This window comes from uncultured Sphingomonas sp., assembly GCF_964237335.1.
In the GTDB taxonomy this organism is placed as follows: domain Bacteria; phylum Pseudomonadota; class Alphaproteobacteria; order Sphingomonadales; family Sphingomonadaceae; genus Sphingomonas.
In genome coordinates, this window is record NZ_CAXSHM010000017.1 from 23,365 (window position 1) to 39,447 (window position 16,083).

Sequence of the window (16,083 nt, forward strand, 5' to 3'; positions counted from 1 at the left end):
CCCGATCACCGATTCTTCCGGCACGCGTCCGAGCAATAGATGACCTGATCCCAGTCCCGCGCCCACTTCTTGCGCCAGGTGAACGGGCGTTGGCAGGCGGGGCAGATTTTGGTCGGCAAATTGGCCTTCTTCACGCCGTTGGGCATCAGCGCGGCTGACGATCGAGGAACGCCGCCACGTCTTCAAGATCGACGTCCCGGTCGAGATACGTCTCGCCGATCCTGCGCGCGAGCAGGAAGGGTATCCGGCCGCCGCTGCCCTTCTTGTCGTGGCGCATATGCTCGATCAGTTGCTGCGACGACGCCTTCACCTTGGCGGCGGCCAGTCCGTCGGGCAGGCCGCTCGCCCGCCAATGCGCCTTCAGCCGCGCCGGGTCCTGCCCGAGACACAGGCCACGCTCGACCGAATAGTCGAACGCCAGCGCACATCCCGCCGCCACCGCCTCGCCATGGAGAAGGCTACCGTCAAAGCCCGCCGCGGCTTCTAGCGCGTGGCCGAACGTGTGACCGAGGTTCAGCAGCGCGCGTCGCCCGGTCGTCTCATGCTCGTCCTCGGCCACGATCCGCGCCTTGGCGGCCACAGAGTGGGCGATGGCCTGCTCGCGCGCGTCCGGGTCCCCGGCCAGCAGCGCGGCGCCGTTCGCCTCGCACCATTGGAAGAAGGCAAAGTCGTCGATCAGGCCGTATTTCACGACCTCGGCGTAGCCCGCGCGCAGCTCGCGGGCGGGCAGCGTGTCCAGCACGTCGGGATCGATCAGCACCAGCGCCGGCTGGTGGAACGCGCCGATCAGGTTCTTGCCCGCGCGCGTGTTGATCGCCGTCTTGCCACCGACCGAGCTGTCGACCTGCGCCAGCAGCGTCGTGGGGATCTGGACCAGCCGGCAACCGCGTTTCAGGATCGCGCTCGCGAACCCGACCAAGTCGCCGACGACCCCGCCGCCCAGCGCGATCACGGGATCGCTCCGCTCGATCTCGAACGCCAGCAGCCGGTCGCAGACATGTTCGAGCTGGCCCCAGCTCTTCGCCGCCTCGCCGGCCGGGACGGTGATCGCCTGCCAGCCAAGGCCGGCGGCGTCGAGCGAGGCCGTGAGCGTCGCCAGGTGCTGGCCGATCGTCTCGTCCGCCACGATTGCCACTGCGCGGCGCGGCGCGAACGGAGCGATGTGGTCGCCGGCGCGGGCGAGCAGGCCGGCCTCGATCAGCACGTCGTAGCTGCGATCGCCCAGCGACATGGGGACGACCTTCATCGCCCGATCGCCTTCAGGATCGCGCCGACGGTGGCGTCGTGCGGCGCGCGGTGGCTGGCGACGTGGATCGGTGCCTGCGCATAGATCGGGTTGCGCGCCGCCGCGAGGTCCGCCAGCACCTGGAGCGGATCGCGCCCGCGCAGCAGCGGCCGGGTGTCGCGCCGCCGTACCCGATCGGCGAGGACCGTGGGATCGGCGTGCAGCCATATCGCTACCGCCTGATCGAGGATCAGCGAGCGGGTGTCACCATCCAGGAATGCGCCGCCGCCGGTCGCGATCACCTTTGGCAATCCATCGATCAGGCGCCGGATGACCCGACGCTCCCCGTCGCGGAAATAGGGTTCGCCAAATTGCGTGAAGATGTCCGTCACGGTCATGCCGGCCGCCGTCTCGATCTCGCTGTCGGCGTCCGCGAAGGGCAGGCCCAGCCGGACGGCGAGCCGGCGACCGACGGTGGATTTGCCTACGCCCATCAGCCCGATCAGCACGATCGGCTTCCCGGTCCACAAGGGTTTGAGCGCGTGGCTTGGCAACATGGTCCCGCCGGCTATACAGCGCCGACGGGCGGGGGCAAAAGGCCGCACTCGCCCGCGTGTCGAGGTTTTCCATGTCCCGTTCCCTCACATTGTTGATCGTCGCCTTGATCGTCATCGTCGGCGGCCTGGTGCTGCTCGCCGGCCGCGCGCGCGAGAAGCCGGTCGTGCGGGTCGAAAAGGCGGTCAGTCTTGCCAATCTCGCGGGCTAGGCTTCTGGCCGGCGCTGCCGGCCTGGTGATTGTCGCTGCCGCTATAGGGTTGGCGGCCGCCGGAGCGCAGGAAAGACCGGAGTCCATCCTGCCGCCGGGATTCGGCGAGCCGGCGCAGCCGAGCCCGACGCCAACGGCATCCTCGACGCCGCGGACAGGCTCTCTGGGCGCGACCGTTCAGCCGTTGCCGGCGACGCCGGCCACCGGTCTGCCTGGCGATCCCGCCGGCCCTGCGCTGTCACCCACGCCGACCCCAACCGCCGACCCCGAGACGGTCGCTCAATATGCGTTGCCTGACTTCGCGCGTCGGCCGCTATCGCTGGTCGGCGCTTCTGGGCCGGTGCAGGGCGGCGTGCAGGCGGATGCGTTCGGCGATGCCGATGGGCGCTGGATCGAGGCGCTGATGCGCGGGCTGAACGGCCCGATCGCGTCGCGATGGATGGCGATCACGTTGCGGCGCGCGCTGGTGTCGCCGCTCGATACGCCCGCGAACGTCAACGGTGCGGACTTCGCCGCCGAGCGCGCCTGGCTGCTGCTCCGCATGGGGGAGGCGGTCGCGGCGCGTGCCGTGGTGCAGGGCGTCGACGACGACAATTATACGCCCAAGCTCTATCAGGTCGCGATGCAGGTGGCGCTGGCCACCGGCGACCCGGCGGCGCTCTGCCCGCTGGTCGACACAGCTGCGCAGCGCGATCCCGAACGGGCGTGGAAGCTGGCCAAGCCCATCTGCGTGTCGCTGTCCGGCACGCCGGCGGCGGCGCTTCCGCTGCTGGCCGCCGCGCGCCGCCAGCATGTCGCGAATGGCATCGACTATCAGCTCGCGCAGAAGGTCGTCGGTGCTGGCGGCCAAGGTCGGCAGGCGGTGACGATCGAGTGGGACTTGGTGAGCCAGCTTACCGCCTGGCGTTACGGTTTGGCGACCGCGACCGGGGTCGCGATCCCAGACACGCTCTATGCGACCGCGGGGCCGCAGGTCGCCGGCTGGCGGGCGCTTTCGCCCAGCATCCCCGCGTCGAGCCGGGCGGCGCCTGCCGATATCGCCGCGACCACGGGCGTCTTGTCGAGTGCCGCCCTCGTCGACCTCTATGCCTCGCTCAACGAGGCGCAGGACGAGGCGGCGGGCGCTTCCGAGATCTCGGACGACCTGCGGGCTTCGTACGAGGATCCGACGCCGGAGGCGCGGCGCGCGGCACTCGGGCGGTTGTGGGGCGCGGTAGGTACAAGCACGGCCTATGCCCGCCTGATCCTGACCGCGCAGGCCGCCGCTCGAGTGATGCCGGGGAAGACCGAGCCTGACGCCGACCGGCTGATCGCCTCGATGCTCAGCGCCGGGCTCGATCGCACGGCGGGTCGCTGGCGAGATCATGTCGCGGAGGGAAGCGACGCCTGGGCGATGCTGATGCTCGCCGATCCCGACACGGCCGGGTCGGTTTCCTATGGCGTCTTGAGCCGCTATTCCGGCACTGGCGACGCAGCGCTGAAGCAGCGGCTGTTGTTCGCCGGCCTCGCGGGACTTGGCCGGCTGAACCCGGACGATGTCGAACGCGGCGCGAAGACCCTGGAGGTACGGATCGGGGCGGAGAACAGCTGGACCCGCGCGCTCGATCGCGCGGTTCGCCGGGGGCAGCCCGGCATGGTGGTCCTCCTGGCGGCGATCGGGATGCAGTCGCCGGCCTGGCGCGGCGTGCCGCCCGAGGCATTGTATCGCATCGTCGACGCACTGCGTGCCGCCGGCCTCGACGGCGAGGCCCGGATGATCGCGGCCGAGGCCATCGCCCGCGCGTGAGCCACAGTCGAGTTCTCGACGATCGGGCGCTGGTGGAGCGTTTCCTCGAGATGATGGCGGCCGAAGCGGGCGCGGCGCGCAACACGCTGGCGGCGTACCGCAGCGACCTGACGCTTGCCTCCGCAGCGCTCGACGGCGGTTTAGCGGAGGCGGACGCGGGCGCCCTCGGCCGGCTGTCGACGGAGTGGCAGGGGCTATCCAAGGCGACGGTCGCGCGGAAGGCGGCCGCCACGCGGCGGTTCTTCGCGTTCCTTCATGAGGAAGGTCACCGCGCCGACGATCCGGGCGGCGCGCTGCCGCGCCCGGGTGCGCATCGAGGGTTGCCGCGCACGCTGGACCACGACGAGGTCGCCCGGCTGTTCGCGGGCATCGCCGCGCGGTTGGCGCGGGACCCGCCGGATCCCCGCGACCGGCGACTCGCCGCCCTGCTCGAGTTGCTCTACGGCTCTGGGCTTCGCGCGACCGAATTGGTGTCGCTGCCCCGCAACGCGGTGGCGCCCGATCGCCCGTACATGATCGTCCGTGGCAAGGGAGGGCGCGAGCGGCTGGTGCCGCTGTCGGACCGCTCGCGCGCCGCGGTTACGGCGTGGCGAAACCATGTTCCCGCCGCAAGCTCGTTCCTGTTCCCCTCCGGTACCACCTATCTGTCGCGTGTGCGCCTGTTCCAACTGGTCCGGACGCTCGCCGCGGAAGTCGGCATCCCGCCCGAGCGGATCAGTCCGCACGTGCTGCGGCACGCGTTCGCGACCCATTTGCTGGAAGGCGGAGCGGACTTGCGTGCGCTGCAGTCGATGCTCGGTCATGCCGACATCGCCACCACCGAGATCTACACGCATGTGGAGACCTCTCGGCTGGTGGACCTGGTGACGACCCGGCACCCTCTCTCGGATCGCGCTCCGGTTCCCGCTATCGTTGACCGGGACCCTGGAGCGCCTTAATCCGCGCCATCTCGCGTGCATCCTGCACGGCGCTAGAACGATGGCGGGCGACGACCGGCCCTGCCCGGACGGGACCAGATCATTCCATGCCGACCTTTCTGGAGTTCGAGAAACCGATCGCCGAACTGCAGGGCCGGATCGACGACCTGCGCGATAGTGCCGCTGATGGCGAGGTCGACATCAAGCCGGAGATGCGCAAGCTACAAGCGAAGTCCGACAAATTGCTGCGCGACACCTTCGCGAAGCTGACGCCGTGGCAGAAGACGCAGGTCGCCCGCCACCCGGAGCGGCCGCACTTCCACGACTATGTCGACGGGCTGTTCGAAGAGTTCCTGCCGCTTGCCGGCGATCGCGCCTTCGCGGACGATCAGGCCATCCTGGGCGGTTTTGCCCGGTTCCGTGGTCGGCGCGTGATGGTGCTGGGGCATGAGAAGGGCGCGGATACCGCGAGCAGGCTGCGGCACAACTTCGGCATGGGCAAGCCGGAGGGCTATCGCAAGGCGATCCGGCTGATGCAATTAGCCGACCGATTCGGGCTGCCGGTCGTGACGCTGGTCGATACCTCCGGCGCCTTCCCCGGCGTGCAGGCCGAGGAGCGCGGCCAGGCGGAGGCGATCGCCCGCTCGACGGCGGCGGCATTGGCGCTCGGCGTCCCGATGGTCGCGGCGGTGGTGGGGGAAGGCGGCTCGGGCGGAGCGGTCGCGCTGGCGGCCGGAAACCGCGTGCTGATGTTCGAGCACGCCGTATATTCGGTCATTAGCCCGGAAGGGTGCGCGTCCATCCTGTGGCGAACCGCCGACAAGGCGCCGGAGGCGGCCGAAGCGATGAAGGTCACGGCGCAGGACCTCAAGACCCTCGGCGTGATCGATGCGATCATCCCTGAACCGTTGGGCGGCGCGCATCGTGGTCCGGCCGAGGCGATCGCCAGTCTGGCCGACGCGCTCGCCTCCGCGCTGCTGGACCTGTCCGACCAATCCTCCGAGCAACTGCGGCTCGGTCGCCGGGACAAGTTCCTGGCGATGGGCCGAACGGAAACCCGGTCAGCCTGAAACGAGAAGGGCGGCGGACCTGAAGTCCACCGCCCCTCCAGACTAGCTGGCAGCCAGATCAGCTGACCTTCATGTTCGTCGTGACGTTACCGAACGTCTTGCTCAGCTGGTTGCCCAGGCCCTGCATGGCGGCAATGGCGGCCACGGCGATCAGTGCGGCGATGAGGCCGTATTCGATGGCGGTCGCGCCCTTGCTGTTCTTGATGAACTTGCGAATCGTCTGCATTGTGGTCTCCAATGTTCGAAGCTTCATAACACCCGGCTGAGCCGGTTCCCCCGGAGCAGCACCGTCGTAACTAGTGAGGGCAGGTTGACAAACGTTTAAGCCCGCCTGAGTAATTTCACATGGACGCGGGGTCATTGCGCGTTGGTTACTTTGGTGTTGATGTTATTCCACATCGAGCTTGTGACATTTCCGACGTCGGTCAGCGCACCGATCATCGCCAAGACGATCAACGCGAGAATGAAGCCATATTCGACTGCGGTTGCACCACGCCGGTCGCGCAACAGCCTGTCGACCGGCACACGATAGGATCGGCGGGCGGCTGACTTGTCGCAGGTCGGGGGCGCGTCCATCGTGGAAGACTACGATAACGAAGGTTAAGCTATGACAAAGGGCCTGCCGTTTCTCGTCGTCGCCGCCGCCCTTGTCGACGCAAGCGGTCGTGTGCTGGTGCAACAACGGGACGCTGGTCGCCTGGCAGGTCTTTGGGAGTTCCCGGGCGGCAAGGTCGAAGCGGGTGAGACGCCCGAGGCCGCGCTGGTACGCGAATTGCGCGAGGAGCTCGACATCAAAGTCGGCGACGACGCGATGCACCCGATGCTCTTCACTTCGGCACCGCTGGACGAGCGCCACCTTGTGTTGCTGCTCTACACCGTCCGACGCTGGTCGGGCGAGCCGCGCCCCTTGTCCGCTTCCGCACTTGCTTGGCATCGTCCGTCCGAGCTGGCGGACCTTCCGATGCCCGCTCCAGACCGGCCGCTGGTCGACGCGCTAATCGCGGCGACGCCAGAACGCTAGTGCGCCGGCTGCCGCCAACAGGATGAGGCCCTGGCGGCCCTTGCCGCGCCGACGAAGGCGCGCCAGTCCGACCGTCGCGAGCGCCGTCGTGGCCGGCCCGACCTTGCCGACCCGGACCACGCGGACGAGATGCGCTCCCGCTCGTGCGGTCGCATAGTCCGCCGTTGCCGATCCGTCCGACAGCGCGGGGACGGCCTGCCCCTGAGCCGGAAGCGCCTTCTGCCCGGCGTCCGCGACATGGTCGGCGACGAACGCGCCGCGCCGGCCGAGCTCGAGCGAGCGACCCGTGGTCGTGTCATGGTCCGTCTGATGCTCCAGTTCGGCGTTGAGTTCGGCTCCGAATAGAAGCACATAGCTCGACAGATAGAGCCAGGTCAGCATCACGACGATTGCGCCGAGGGATCCATAAGTCGCGTTGTAGTTGCCGAAGTTGGTGACGTAGATGCCGAACAGGAACGTCAGCGTGATCCACAAGACGCTGGCGAACAGCGATCCCGGCGTCAGCCATACCCAGCGTGCCTGCGCGCGGGACGGGCCGTAACGGTACAGGGCGCCGATCGTTACCGCGCCGACCGACGCGAGTATCAGGTATGAGAGGATCTTTCCGGCGACCAGTCCAACCCCTGAGGCGTTCGGGATCAGCGCCTCCAGCTTGGCCATCGAGGTGATCGCGAGTCCGGTGAATACCGCCAGAACCACCGCCGCCACGGTGATGAGCAACGCCAGTGCGTTGAGCCAGATGATCCCGCGCTTCTCCGTCTCCTGATAGGCGATGTTGAGCGCCGTGATGACCGAGGCGGCGCCGTTCCGCGCGCTGAACAGCGCCAGCATCAACGCGACCAGGAGCCCCAGGCCCTTCTTGCTGTTGGGCGTGTCCACCATCTGCAACAGCTGGTCGCCGATCAGCTTCGCCGCTTCCGCCGGCATGACCGCGAGCATCGAGTGGAAGTTAGCAACCACCGTCGCCTTGTCCGCCACCAGTCCATAAGTGAGCACGGTGGCCGCAAGCAGCGGCACGATCGCAAGGAAGCCGTAGAAGCCGACCCCCGCCGCGACGAGGCCGATGTTGTCCTTGCCGGACTCGTTCCACACGCGGACGAACACCTGTTTCCATCCGCTTAGCGGGATCGCCCAAGGCGTTGTTGCGTGTCGGCCGGTATTGTCCATACGTGGGCGAGCTCCTGGTTCGTTTTTCCGACAACAACCGGCCTAACCGGGAGTTGCGCGGGATGGATGGATGAGGCCGCGTCACCGCCGCCTGCTCGTAAGTCGCGGCGCTGCACGCCAGCCTTGTCTATGAAATCTCGTTGCCGCGCCGGATAGGGCGAGGGATACCAGAGCTCTGCTCCGGGCACGATCGTCACCGATCGACGGCCTAGATAAAGGATGGTCAGCGACACGTCACGGCCTCCGCTGCCTCGCGCGTCGCCGCACGCCAGCGCGCGCCGGTCATCGCCCAGCCGAACTCGTCGTACAAGACGGCCTCTCCCGGCGGCGGTTGCGTGAAATCGTAGCGCGGCGCGGCGCGCCAGCGCTCCACCGTCGGGCGCCACGACCCGAACACGGAGGCCTGGCTGGCGTGCGCCCGCAACGCGCGCTCGATGCGCTCCCGGTCGCCATCGTTCAACGAGCGGACATGCTCCGGGCAACGTGCGTCGGGCACGAAGCGTGCGAACACGCGCGACCTATCGAAGCGGGCGTAACAGGCGAACTCGACCACCGGCACGCCGAGTCGGTCGGCGGCGAGACGTACGGCCAGCGCGACGGCGTCATGATCGGGGTGACCTCCTTCATATGGGTGGGTCAGGAACGCCATGACATCGGGGCAGTTCTCGATCAATCGGCTTGCGATGTCGGCGACGCAGGTGGTGGCGCCTTGGTCAGGCACCTCGTATCGTTGAAGGCTTAGCGATCCTTCGAGCGCTGCAATAGCCGTTTGCAGTTCTTCCGCCCGCGTGGCGGCATAGTCCGCCCGCGTGGCGAAGCCGAGCCGTCTTGCATCGGCCATGTCTTCGGGCGCGCCGTCGGTGACGAGCACCAGCGTCGCCGACCGCAGTCGCCCCAGCGCGGCGCCCGCCCACAACGTCTCGTCGTCGGGATGCGCAACGACCAGTGCGACCGGTTCCTCGATCGGCCGGCCGGATGCGAGCAGCCGCGCCCAGTCGTCGGCGCTCCTCACGCCGCCGGTCCGGCAAGCAGCGCGATGGCGGAACGGTATCCCCCGAGCGTCCCCACATCCACGTAGCTGTCGCCGGCACGAATCCCCAGCGCGCCGTTGCCGCGCGCGAGCCATGCGTTGACGAGCGTGCCGAAATATTCGTCCTCGCGTCCGGGCTCCCGCCATATCGCCGCGAGCTCGTGCAGAACCCGACCCGGCATCTTGAAGGCGCCCCATATCCAATTTGTCTGCGGGGCAGGGGCCTTCACCTCGATCGCCTGCACCCGTCCATCCGCATCGATGACGACAGCGTCGAACAGCTCCGGGCGCTCGACCGGGAACAGCAGGAAGGACAACCGGTCGTCCGGCAGGTGCCGCAACGCGTCCGCCGGGAACCAGATGGTGTCGGGCAGCCCGACCAGCACCGGCTCGTCCCGCCCAACCACCGCGCAGGCGCGAAAGATCGCATCGCACAGCCCGGCGGGCTGGGGCTGGACGACGAACGCCGTCTCGACCTGTCCTATACCGCCGCCGAAATAGCGCACGATGTCGGATTTAGTGGGCGAGATCACGAAGCAGATGCGGGTCGCGCCACCTGCCACCATTCGCTCTACCAGATACTCGCTCACCGCTTTGGGCCGTTCACTGCCGTCCGCCTCGATCCGGCTGCCGACGGGCAGGAGTTCCTTGGAAAAGGCGAGCGGCTGGATCCGTGTGCCGTTGCCGGCGGCCGGGATGATGCCCCACATCAGGCATCGACCGATCGCGACGCGGACGAGGTGACGCCCTCGATCAGGCGCACGAGCTCCGCCGCGCGCGCTGCCGAGCTGTGCTGCGCCAGCACCCGGTCGCGAGCGCGGGCCGCGATCCGGGCCACCTCGTCCCGATCCATCGTTAGCGCCGACAGAACGTCCGCCCGATCCCTCGCGATCAGTATACCCTCGCCGGGCGTGAAGAACGCGTCGAGCCCGTCCCACCAGTCCGAGACGATCGCGGTGCCGCATGCCGCCGCTTCGAACAGCCGCCCCGACGGGCACCAGCCCATCGCGGCCATGTCCGTCCGAGTGACGTTGAGCGTCAGCCGCGACGAGGCGAAGAACGCCGGGTGGTCGGGGGGCGCGACATGATCCATGAACCAGATGTTCGGCCGCCAGGGGAACTCAGCCGGATAGCGCGAGCCGCCCAGCACGAACCGCGCGTCGGGCATCGCCGCGGCGGGCGCGACGAACAGCTCGGCCAGCGCGGGCTGGCGATCGGCGGCGTAGGTGCCGAGATACGACAGGTCGCCCGCGAACAGTCTGTCGGCGACCACCGGCCGGTGAGCATCAGGATCGACATGGCCGTACAGCGGCGCCGTGGCGCGGGCGCCGAGCTGCTGTTCGAGCGCGGCGAGGGCAGGGCCACCGGTATAGCTCAAGACAAGATCAAAACCACCGAGTCCCTCGGGCGGCAGGTAATCAATGATCTCGCCGGCCGCGAGCCGCGCCAGCGTCACCGGCGTGTCGAGATCGTAGAACAACCGGAGCGCTTGGCTGTCCTGCTCGGCAAGGCGCGTGGCGGCCACCGCATCGGGGCAATAGGAGGTGACGATCACCACGTCCGCATCGAGCAGCCGACGTCGCTCGGTAAGTACCTGTTGCCAGTCGGTGTAGAGGAACAGATCTCCACCTGGCAGCTGTGTCACGTCGCGGTGTTCGGCGTACCAGGGAACGTCGCGCTCGACGAACGTAACGGCATGACCTTGAGCGGCGAGCGCGCGTGTAAGGCCGCGCCACAAGGTGGCATGGCCGTTTCCCCACGAGGAGCTGACGGTCAGCCCGAAGATCGTGATCCGCAATCGCGCTCGCCGAAACAGGGGAAGGGTGGAGGCCCGAGCCGGAATCGAACCGGCGTGCAAGGATTTGCAGTCCTCTGCGTAACCACTCCGCCATCGGGCCACGGCGCGGCTGATGATCGGTTTTGCCTTGGTGGTCAACCATCGACCCTCGGTCGCCGGCTCGATGGCTCAACCCTGGCGATCGTTTACGAGGAATGAACCAAGTGAATGATATTGCGTTCTCATGACAGCCACCACCAAGGTTGGATGAACGCGCCGTAGAGCGCCTGCTGGAGAGGTCCGACGATGCCGCGTTCCCTTGCGCCGAGCGTTTCGTTTCCCAAGCTGTTGACGCCCATCGGCGGCATGATCGCGTCGATCTTCGTGGGCAGTACCTTGTGGGGAGGGCTTCTTATCGGGATGCACGCAGCCGGCATGTTCTGATCGACCCGCTTGCATGATCCGAGCGCAGCTATACAACCGAAGCATAAGTGTGTTGCTTCGGTAAGACAGCTGTGCGAACGGGGGCTATGAACGGATCGATCGAAAGCGCGGGCGTCGGCACCGCGGCCTATTTTTTTACCATGCGGCAGGCGATGGTGACGAGCCAGTTGCGCACGACAGCCGTTGACGATGCCCGCCTTGTCGCGGCGATGGCGACGGTCGAGCGGGAGCGGTTCGTGCCGTCGGCCTCTCGGGACTTGGCCTATCGCGATACTGCCATTCCGCTCGGGCGCGGGCGAGCGCTGAACCTGCCGATGGCGACCGGCAGGCTCCTCAACGAAGCGTATCTGCGGCCGGAAGATCACGTTCTTTTGATCGGGGCCGCCACCGGCTATTCGGCTGCCATCCTTGCGCTCCTGGTACGGAACGTGATCGCCGTCGAAGCTGACGCTACGCTGGCGCAGATGGCTCGGACGGCACTCGCGACGACGGCGGATGTCCAGGTCGTCGAGGGCGCGCTCGCCGCCGGCCATCCGGCTGCGGCACCTTATGATGTGATCGTCATCGATGGCGCGGTCGAGGAAGTGCCCACGTCACTGCTCGATCAGCTTGGCGTCGGCGGCCGGATCGTCACCGGTCTCGCCGATCGCGGCGTGACCCGGCTCGCGAGCGGGCGTCGCGGGGAGCGTGGGTTCGGGCTCGCCGCCTTCGCCGATGCGGATTGCGTGATGTTGCCCGGCTTCAACCGGCCTCGCGCCTTCACCTTCTGAATGCGATGAACCGTTTTTCGCGTCTTAGAGCGCTGCTCCTGGTCGGCGCGCTTTCCGGGATGTCGCCCGTCACCGCCGACACGCTGCGCGAGGCGTTCGTCAAGGCGTACCGGACCAGTCCGACGTTGACCGCTGCGCAGGCGGCACAGCGCGCGGCGGACGAGGGCGTGCCGATCGCCCGCGCGGCGGGCCTGCCGTCGGTGGGGGTCAACGCGGGCTATGTCGAGAACGCGTTCGGCACGACCAACACGCTCGCCTCGCCTCAGCGCCAGACGACGGGGCAGGCGACCGTCACCGTGCCCGTCTATACCGGCGGCCTGGTCCGCAGCACCGTGCGCGCCGCGGAGACGCGGGTGACGGAGGGGCAGTTCGGGTTGCGCGGCACCGAGTCGACGTTGTTCACCGCCGTCGTCGCCGCCTATATGGACGCGATCCGCGACGACGCGATCGTCGGATTGAACCAGCAGAACGTCCACGTCCTCGACGTCAACCTGCAGGCGACGCGGGACCGGTTCCAGGTCGGCGACCTGACCCGCACAGACGTCGCGCAATCCGACGCCCGGCTTAGCCTGTCGCGGGCGCAGCTCCAGTCGGCGCAGGCGAACCTGATCTCCAGCCGCGAGAATTACATCCGCGTCATCGGCACACCGCCGGGCGTCCTCGAACAGCCGCCCGCCTTGCCGCACCTGCCCGACACGCCCGATGCGGCAGTCGAGGTGGCGCTCAAGAACAACCCGACGCTGCTCGCCTATCAGAAGGAGCGCGAGGCGACGAATTACGACGTCGCGGCCGCCCGTGCGCGACGGCTGCCGCAGCTGAATGCGGTGCTCGGCGGTAACTACTACAACTACCTCGGTTCGTTGGGCGCGGGAACCGGGGTGCGCGTCGGCCAGGACGCGCTGTCGGGTACTGTCGGCGCGACCGTCAACCTGCCGATCTTTTCGGGCGGCGCGATCTCCGCCACGATCCGGCGCGCGCAGGCGCAGCGCAATGCCGCGATCGAACAGGCTTTGGACGCCGAGCGCAGCGTGATCGCGACGACGCGCGCGGCCTATGCGGTCTGGCGCTCATCCGAACAGGTCATTCAGTCGTCGCAGCAGGCGGTGAACGCCAACAAGCTGTCGCTGGAGGGCGTCCGGGCGGAGAACAGCGTCGGCAGCCGCACGATCCTCGACATTCTCAACGCCGAACAGGAACTGCTCAACAGCCAGGTTACGCTCGTGACCGCGCAACGCGACGCCTATGTCGCCGGCTTCGCGCTGCTGGCCGCGATGGGCCAGGCGCAGGCGAACACGCTCGGGCTGGACGGCGGCGCGCTCTACGATCCGATCGCGCATTACGCGACCGTCCGGCACCGCGTGTTCGGCGTCGGCGACGACGCGACCTATCCCGTCGGCACCAGCACGGCCGCGACGCCGGCGCAGAACGCGGAACTCAGCCGTCCGCTCGACCCCTCGCTCGATACCCCCGTTGACACCAGCCAGCATCTGACGACAGGTGAGCACGCGCCAAGTCGCTGACATGCGTCTGGCGGATCGATGAGCATGGGGGCGACGATGGGGGATCTGAGTAGCGAGCCGTCGATGGAGGAAATCCTGTCGTCGATCAAACGCATCATCGCCGAGGAGGGCGAGGCCGTACCTGGCCGTGGCCGTCGTGCCGGTCGCGCCGCACCGCCGCCGGCGGTGGAGGACGAGGTGCTGGAGCTCAGCGATCCGATGCCGCAGGAACGGCCCGTCGATGCGATCCGCGCCGAGCCAATGCGCTCCGTGGAGCGCACTCAGGACCCTGCGCCCGTGGCCACGCCGGCCGTCGAGAAGCGTGCCGCCCAAACGCCCGAGCCGTCAGCGACGCCAACGCCCCACCGGCAGCCCGAGCCGGCGATCGACGCCACGCCGATCGTCTCTTCCGTTACCGTCGAGGCGACACGCGGCGCGCTCGACCAGCTGTCGCGCATGCTGATCAAGCCCGAACCGGGCGCCGACGGCACGTTGGAGGGGCTGGTCCGCGACATGCTCCGCCCGATGTTGCGGGACTGGCTAGATGCCAACCTGCCGGCACTCGTCGAAGACCTGGTGGCGCGCGAAATCCAGAAGATCATCTCCAGCCGGCGCTGAAGGCCGGACCGGGCCCGCACCTTGTGCGGCGCGGGCGCAGCGTGTAGGGCCGCGCGATCCTCGGGCTGGTCGGGAACCAGCCGCCATCAGGAGCCGAACGTCGTGAAGAAAGACCTGCACCCCGACTATCACACCATTAAGGTGCAGATGACGGACGGAACCGTGTTCGAGACCCGCTCCACCTGGGGTAAGGAAGGCGACACGATGCAGCTCGACATCGATCCGCTGGCGCATCCGGCCTGGACCGGCGGCAACTCGCGCCTGCTCGATGCCGGTGGTCAGGTAGCGCGCTTCAACAAGCGGTTCGGCGGCTTGACGCTAAAGCGCTGAGCTTTTCCATAGGGATGGCGGTGTAGTTTACCCGCCGTTTACGATCGGGCCGTAGGCGTGTTCCAAGAGGAGCCGTCCCGATGTTCGCCGCCGAGTTCGAACCTGCCCCGTCGGACCGTCGCCGCCGTAGCCCGCGCGCGCCGATCTCGCTCGATGCGCGCATCGGCCTTGGCGGGTTTGGGCGCGCGCTGTGCAAGGTAGTCGACGTGTCGATCCATGGCGCGCGGCTGCAGACCTACACCGCGCTCAAGAAGGGCAGCACGATATGGCTGACGCTTCCGGAGGCAGGGCAGGTGGCCGCGGACGTGATGTGGGCGGACGACTACACGGCCGGTTGTCAGTTCCATGCGCCGCTTGAACCGGCGCTGCTGCAGGCGTTGCTCTCGCGCTGATCCTGCCGCCAGTCTTCAGCGATCCGGTTGCCAGGCATAGCCGGATGCCGTCTTCACGATCTTCCCCGTGCCCGGGAACGGAAAATGGGGAGCGAAGACATGGTCGCCGTGCGCGGCCAGCATGGCGAGCGTCGTCTCGCGTCGGACACGGCCACCGGTCGCGTCGGTGTCGTAGCCGTTGATCCATGCCGGCTTCTCCAGCGACACGACCGCGCTGTGCGCGACATCGCCTATGTCGATCAGCCGCTGGCCTTCGGATTTGATCTGATAGCCGACATGACCGGGCGTGTGGCCCGCCAGCGGCACCGAGCGGATGCCCGGCGCGACGACGCCGCCGGGTGAGAAGGTCCGCACCTTGAACGCTATCGCCGCTGCGAGTTCGGCATTGCTTGGCTTGCCCTGCATCCACGCCCACTCCGTCGCGGACAGGCGGATGGTCGCATTGGGGAAGGCCAAGGCGCCGGTCGCGGTGACAAGCCCGCCGACATGGTCGCCATGGGAATGGGTGATGAGCACGTCGGTCACCGCGGCCGGATCGATGCCCGCGAGCGCGAGGCTGCGGGGTAGGGCGCCGCCTACCTTGGGTCCGAGGCCGGTATCGATCAGGATCGTGCGCCCCGGCTCCTGCACCAGCAATGCGTCGACGCCGAGTTGCAGCGTCGTGTCGTCGAGGTGATCGGCATCGAGCAGCGTCTTGACCGCGGCCGGCCCGACATCCTTGCCGAAAACGCTGCCGTCGTTGGGCACCGCGTTGACCATGTCTCGCAGCGCCGTCACGCGAAACGCGCCGAGCCGGAAGGATTTGGCGGCGGGGCCGACCGGCACCGGAGCCGCCACCGCGATGGCGCTCGCCACGCCTGCGGAGACGACAAATAGAAAACGGGATTTCATGGCCAGGGCCTCCGGGACGTACGGGGAAAGTCGACGCGTGGTTTAGCCATTCCGGGAAGGCGGCGACGACCGCAAACGGTGCCGACCGGATGACGACGTCGCTTGCGGTCTGTCAAACGAACGATCGGATCAAGGCCCTTTAGTCGCGACGAAACAGGCGATGCGAGAACGCCGCCTCCGTCCTGATTTGGTGTTGCCACTTCATCTTCTTACCGTCATGCTTGCCGGCATAGTGATCGCCAAAAAGGCGGCGCGGCATTAGGAGATTGGGATGACTGCACAGGCAGTTCTGCGGGGTACGTTGGCGACTGCCGTTCTGGCGATCGCGATACAGTCGCTGCCGGCATCGGCACAATCGGCGGCATCGCCGGCGGCCGGAG

The 16,083-nt window shown here is 67.9% G+C and carries 21 protein-coding genes and 1 tRNA gene; 10 read left to right on the top strand and 12 right to left on the bottom strand.

What is annotated here, in order from left to right; genetic code table 11:
* Positions 1 to 5 precede the first annotated feature (5 nt).
* From ACFE65_RS10060 to ACFE65_RS10070, 3 genes are read right to left on the bottom strand one after another with little or no spacing between them, the layout of a single operon-like run.
* Complete coding sequence (locus tag ACFE65_RS10060) at positions 6 to 146, bottom strand: DUF2256 domain-containing protein (protein WP_375382228.1); 141 nt, start codon at positions 144 to 146, stop codon at positions 6 to 8.
* A complete protein-coding gene (gene aroB / locus ACFE65_RS10065) occupies positions 146 to 1,246 on the bottom strand; it encodes a 3-dehydroquinate synthase (RefSeq protein ID WP_375382229.1) in 1,101 nt (366 codons plus the stop codon). The genes ACFE65_RS10060 and aroB overlap by 1 nt, the downstream gene beginning before the upstream one ends.
* A complete protein-coding gene (locus tag ACFE65_RS10070) occupies positions 1,243 to 1,782 on the bottom strand; it encodes a shikimate kinase (RefSeq protein ID WP_375382230.1) in 540 nt (179 codons plus the stop codon). Before ACFE65_RS10070 ends, aroB begins: the two co-directional genes overlap by 4 nt.
* A 71-nt stretch (positions 1,783 to 1,853) precedes the next feature.
* On the opposite strand from ACFE65_RS10070, the gene ACFE65_RS10075 reads away from it, so the two are divergent.
* From ACFE65_RS10075 to ACFE65_RS10090, 4 genes are all read left to right on the top strand, one after another.
* Positions 1,854 to 1,991 (top strand): hypothetical protein, encoded by a 138-nt coding sequence (locus tag ACFE65_RS10075; protein WP_375382231.1) that lies wholly within the window; start codon positions 1,854 to 1,856, stop codon positions 1,989 to 1,991.
* 49 nt (positions 1,992 to 2,040) lie between these two features.
* Positions 2,041 to 3,777, top strand: a complete 1,737-nt coding sequence (locus ACFE65_RS10080; RefSeq protein WP_375382232.1) for a hypothetical protein — start codon at positions 2,041 to 2,043, stop codon at positions 3,775 to 3,777.
* Positions 3,774 to 4,715, top strand: coding sequence for a tyrosine-type recombinase/integrase (locus ACFE65_RS10085; protein WP_375382233.1), 942 nt, complete (start codon positions 3,774 to 3,776; stop codon positions 4,713 to 4,715). The genes ACFE65_RS10080 and ACFE65_RS10085 overlap by 4 nt, the downstream gene beginning before the upstream one ends.
* Before the next feature lie 86 nt (positions 4,716 to 4,801).
* Positions 4,802 to 5,764, top strand: coding sequence for an acetyl-CoA carboxylase carboxyltransferase subunit alpha (locus tag ACFE65_RS10090; protein WP_375382234.1), 963 nt, complete (start codon positions 4,802 to 4,804; stop codon positions 5,762 to 5,764).
* A 58-nt stretch (positions 5,765 to 5,822) separates the two neighbouring features.
* On the opposite strand, the gene ACFE65_RS10095 is transcribed toward ACFE65_RS10090, so the two are convergent.
* A complete protein-coding gene (locus tag ACFE65_RS10095; protein ID WP_375382235.1) occupies positions 5,823 to 5,990 on the bottom strand; it encodes a Flp family type IVb pilin in 168 nt (55 codons plus the stop codon).
* A 131-nt stretch (positions 5,991 to 6,121) separates the two neighbouring features.
* Complete coding sequence (locus tag ACFE65_RS10100) at positions 6,122 to 6,340, bottom strand: Flp family type IVb pilin (protein ID WP_375382236.1); 219 nt, start codon at positions 6,338 to 6,340, stop codon at positions 6,122 to 6,124.
* 31 nt (positions 6,341 to 6,371) lie between these two features.
* Here ACFE65_RS10100 and ACFE65_RS10105 point away from each other — a divergent pair, with 31 nt between their 5' ends.
* On the top strand, positions 6,372 to 6,785 hold the full coding sequence (locus ACFE65_RS10105; protein ID WP_375382237.1) for a (deoxy)nucleoside triphosphate pyrophosphohydrolase: 414 nt from the start codon (positions 6,372 to 6,374) through the stop codon (positions 6,783 to 6,785).
* Here ACFE65_RS10105 and ACFE65_RS10110 read toward each other — a convergent pair.
* The 6 genes from ACFE65_RS10110 to ACFE65_RS10135 all read right to left on the bottom strand — a co-directional run bounded on the left by ACFE65_RS10110 (position 6,759) and on the right by ACFE65_RS10135 (position 11,127).
* Positions 6,759 to 7,952, bottom strand: coding sequence for a YihY/virulence factor BrkB family protein (locus tag ACFE65_RS10110; RefSeq protein WP_375382238.1), 1,194 nt, complete (start codon positions 7,950 to 7,952; stop codon positions 6,759 to 6,761). The genes ACFE65_RS10105 and ACFE65_RS10110 overlap by 27 nt on opposite strands.
* Positions 7,953 to 8,175: 223 nt before the next feature.
* Positions 8,176 to 8,964 (bottom strand): PIG-L deacetylase family protein, encoded by a 789-nt coding sequence (locus ACFE65_RS10115; protein ID WP_375382239.1) that lies wholly within the window; start codon positions 8,962 to 8,964, stop codon positions 8,176 to 8,178.
* Positions 8,961 to 9,692: a sugar phosphate nucleotidyltransferase gene (locus tag ACFE65_RS10120; RefSeq protein ID WP_375382240.1), complete on the bottom strand. Its 732-nt coding sequence runs from the start codon at positions 9,690 to 9,692 to the stop codon at positions 8,961 to 8,963. Before ACFE65_RS10120 ends, ACFE65_RS10115 begins: the two co-directional genes overlap by 4 nt.
* Positions 9,692 to 10,780: a glycosyltransferase gene (locus ACFE65_RS10125; RefSeq protein ID WP_375382241.1), complete on the bottom strand. Its 1,089-nt coding sequence runs from the start codon at positions 10,778 to 10,780 to the stop codon at positions 9,692 to 9,694. The genes ACFE65_RS10120 and ACFE65_RS10125 overlap by 1 nt, the downstream gene beginning before the upstream one ends.
* 26 nt (positions 10,781 to 10,806) lie before the next feature.
* A tRNA-Cys gene (locus ACFE65_RS10130) sits at positions 10,807 to 10,880 on the bottom strand.
* 121 nt (positions 10,881 to 11,001) lie between these two features.
* Entirely contained in the window at positions 11,002 to 11,127 is a 126-nt protein-coding gene (locus tag ACFE65_RS10135) for a hypothetical protein (RefSeq protein WP_375382242.1), read from the bottom strand.
* A gap of 162 nt (positions 11,128 to 11,289) precedes the next feature.
* Here ACFE65_RS10135 and ACFE65_RS10140 point away from each other — a divergent pair, with 162 nt between their 5' ends.
* From ACFE65_RS10140 to ACFE65_RS10160, 5 genes are all read left to right on the top strand, one after another.
* Positions 11,290 to 11,973 (top strand): protein-L-isoaspartate O-methyltransferase, encoded by a 684-nt coding sequence (locus tag ACFE65_RS10140; protein WP_375382243.1) that lies wholly within the window; start codon positions 11,290 to 11,292, stop codon positions 11,971 to 11,973.
* Between the two features lie 5 nt (positions 11,974 to 11,978).
* Entirely contained in the window at positions 11,979 to 13,493 is a 1,515-nt protein-coding gene (locus ACFE65_RS10145) for a TolC family outer membrane protein (RefSeq protein WP_375382244.1), read from the top strand.
* Positions 13,494 to 13,529: 36 nt separating this feature from the next.
* Positions 13,530 to 14,090, top strand: coding sequence for a DUF2497 domain-containing protein (locus ACFE65_RS10150; protein WP_375382295.1), 561 nt, complete (start codon positions 13,530 to 13,532; stop codon positions 14,088 to 14,090).
* A gap of 102 nt (positions 14,091 to 14,192) precedes the next feature.
* Positions 14,193 to 14,420, top strand: a complete 228-nt coding sequence (gene rpmE, locus ACFE65_RS10155; protein WP_375382245.1) for a 50S ribosomal protein L31 — start codon at positions 14,193 to 14,195, stop codon at positions 14,418 to 14,420.
* Between the two features lie 80 nt (positions 14,421 to 14,500).
* Entirely contained in the window at positions 14,501 to 14,812 is a 312-nt protein-coding gene (locus ACFE65_RS10160) for a PilZ domain-containing protein (RefSeq protein ID WP_375382246.1), read from the top strand.
* A gap of 15 nt (positions 14,813 to 14,827) precedes the next feature.
* Here the strand turns inward: ACFE65_RS10160 and ACFE65_RS10165 are convergent, their stop codons facing one another.
* Positions 14,828 to 15,703: an MBL fold metallo-hydrolase gene (locus ACFE65_RS10165; RefSeq protein WP_375382247.1), complete on the bottom strand. Its 876-nt coding sequence runs from the start codon at positions 15,701 to 15,703 to the stop codon at positions 14,828 to 14,830.
* Positions 15,704 to 16,083 lie beyond the last annotated feature (380 nt).

Excerpts from the sequence above, each read along its gene's own strand:
- ACFE65_RS10060 (WP_375382228.1), bottom strand. The coding sequence starts at position 146 with ATGCCCAACGGCGTGAAGAAGGCCAATTTGCCGACCAAAATCTGCCCC.
- aroB (WP_375382229.1), bottom strand. The coding sequence starts at position 1,246 with ATGAAGGTCGTCCCCATGTCGCTGGGCGATCGCAGCTACGACGTGCTG.
- ACFE65_RS10070 (WP_375382230.1), bottom strand. The coding sequence starts at position 1,782 with ATGTTGCCAAGCCACGCGCTCAAACCCTTGTGGACCGGGAAGCCGATC.
- ACFE65_RS10075 (WP_375382231.1), top strand. The coding sequence starts at position 1,854 with ATGTCCCGTTCCCTCACATTGTTGATCGTCGCCTTGATCGTCATCGTC.
- ACFE65_RS10090 (WP_375382234.1), top strand. The coding sequence starts at position 4,802 with ATGCCGACCTTTCTGGAGTTCGAGAAACCGATCGCCGAACTGCAGGGC.
- ACFE65_RS10095 (WP_375382235.1), bottom strand. The coding sequence starts at position 5,990 with ATGCAGACGATTCGCAAGTTCATCAAGAACAGCAAGGGCGCGACCGCC.
- ACFE65_RS10100 (WP_375382236.1), bottom strand. The coding sequence starts at position 6,340 with ATGGACGCGCCCCCGACCTGCGACAAGTCAGCCGCCCGCCGATCCTAT.
- ACFE65_RS10105 (WP_375382237.1), top strand. The coding sequence starts at position 6,372 with ATGACAAAGGGCCTGCCGTTTCTCGTCGTCGCCGCCGCCCTTGTCGAC.
- ACFE65_RS10110 (WP_375382238.1), bottom strand. The coding sequence starts at position 7,952 with ATGGACAATACCGGCCGACACGCAACAACGCCTTGGGCGATCCCGCTA.
- ACFE65_RS10120 (WP_375382240.1), bottom strand. The coding sequence starts at position 9,692 with ATGTGGGGCATCATCCCGGCCGCCGGCAACGGCACACGGATCCAGCCG.
- ACFE65_RS10135 (WP_375382242.1), bottom strand. The coding sequence starts at position 11,127 with ATGCCGCCGATGGGCGTCAACAGCTTGGGAAACGAAACGCTCGGCGCA.
- ACFE65_RS10140 (WP_375382243.1), top strand. The coding sequence starts at position 11,290 with ATGAACGGATCGATCGAAAGCGCGGGCGTCGGCACCGCGGCCTATTTT.
- ACFE65_RS10145 (WP_375382244.1), top strand. The coding sequence starts at position 11,979 with ATGAACCGTTTTTCGCGTCTTAGAGCGCTGCTCCTGGTCGGCGCGCTT.
- ACFE65_RS10150 (WP_375382295.1), top strand. The coding sequence starts at position 13,530 with ATGGGGGATCTGAGTAGCGAGCCGTCGATGGAGGAAATCCTGTCGTCG.
- ACFE65_RS10160 (WP_375382246.1), top strand. The coding sequence starts at position 14,501 with ATGTTCGCCGCCGAGTTCGAACCTGCCCCGTCGGACCGTCGCCGCCGT.
- ACFE65_RS10165 (WP_375382247.1), bottom strand. The coding sequence starts at position 15,703 with ATGAAATCCCGTTTTCTATTTGTCGTCTCCGCAGGCGTGGCGAGCGCC.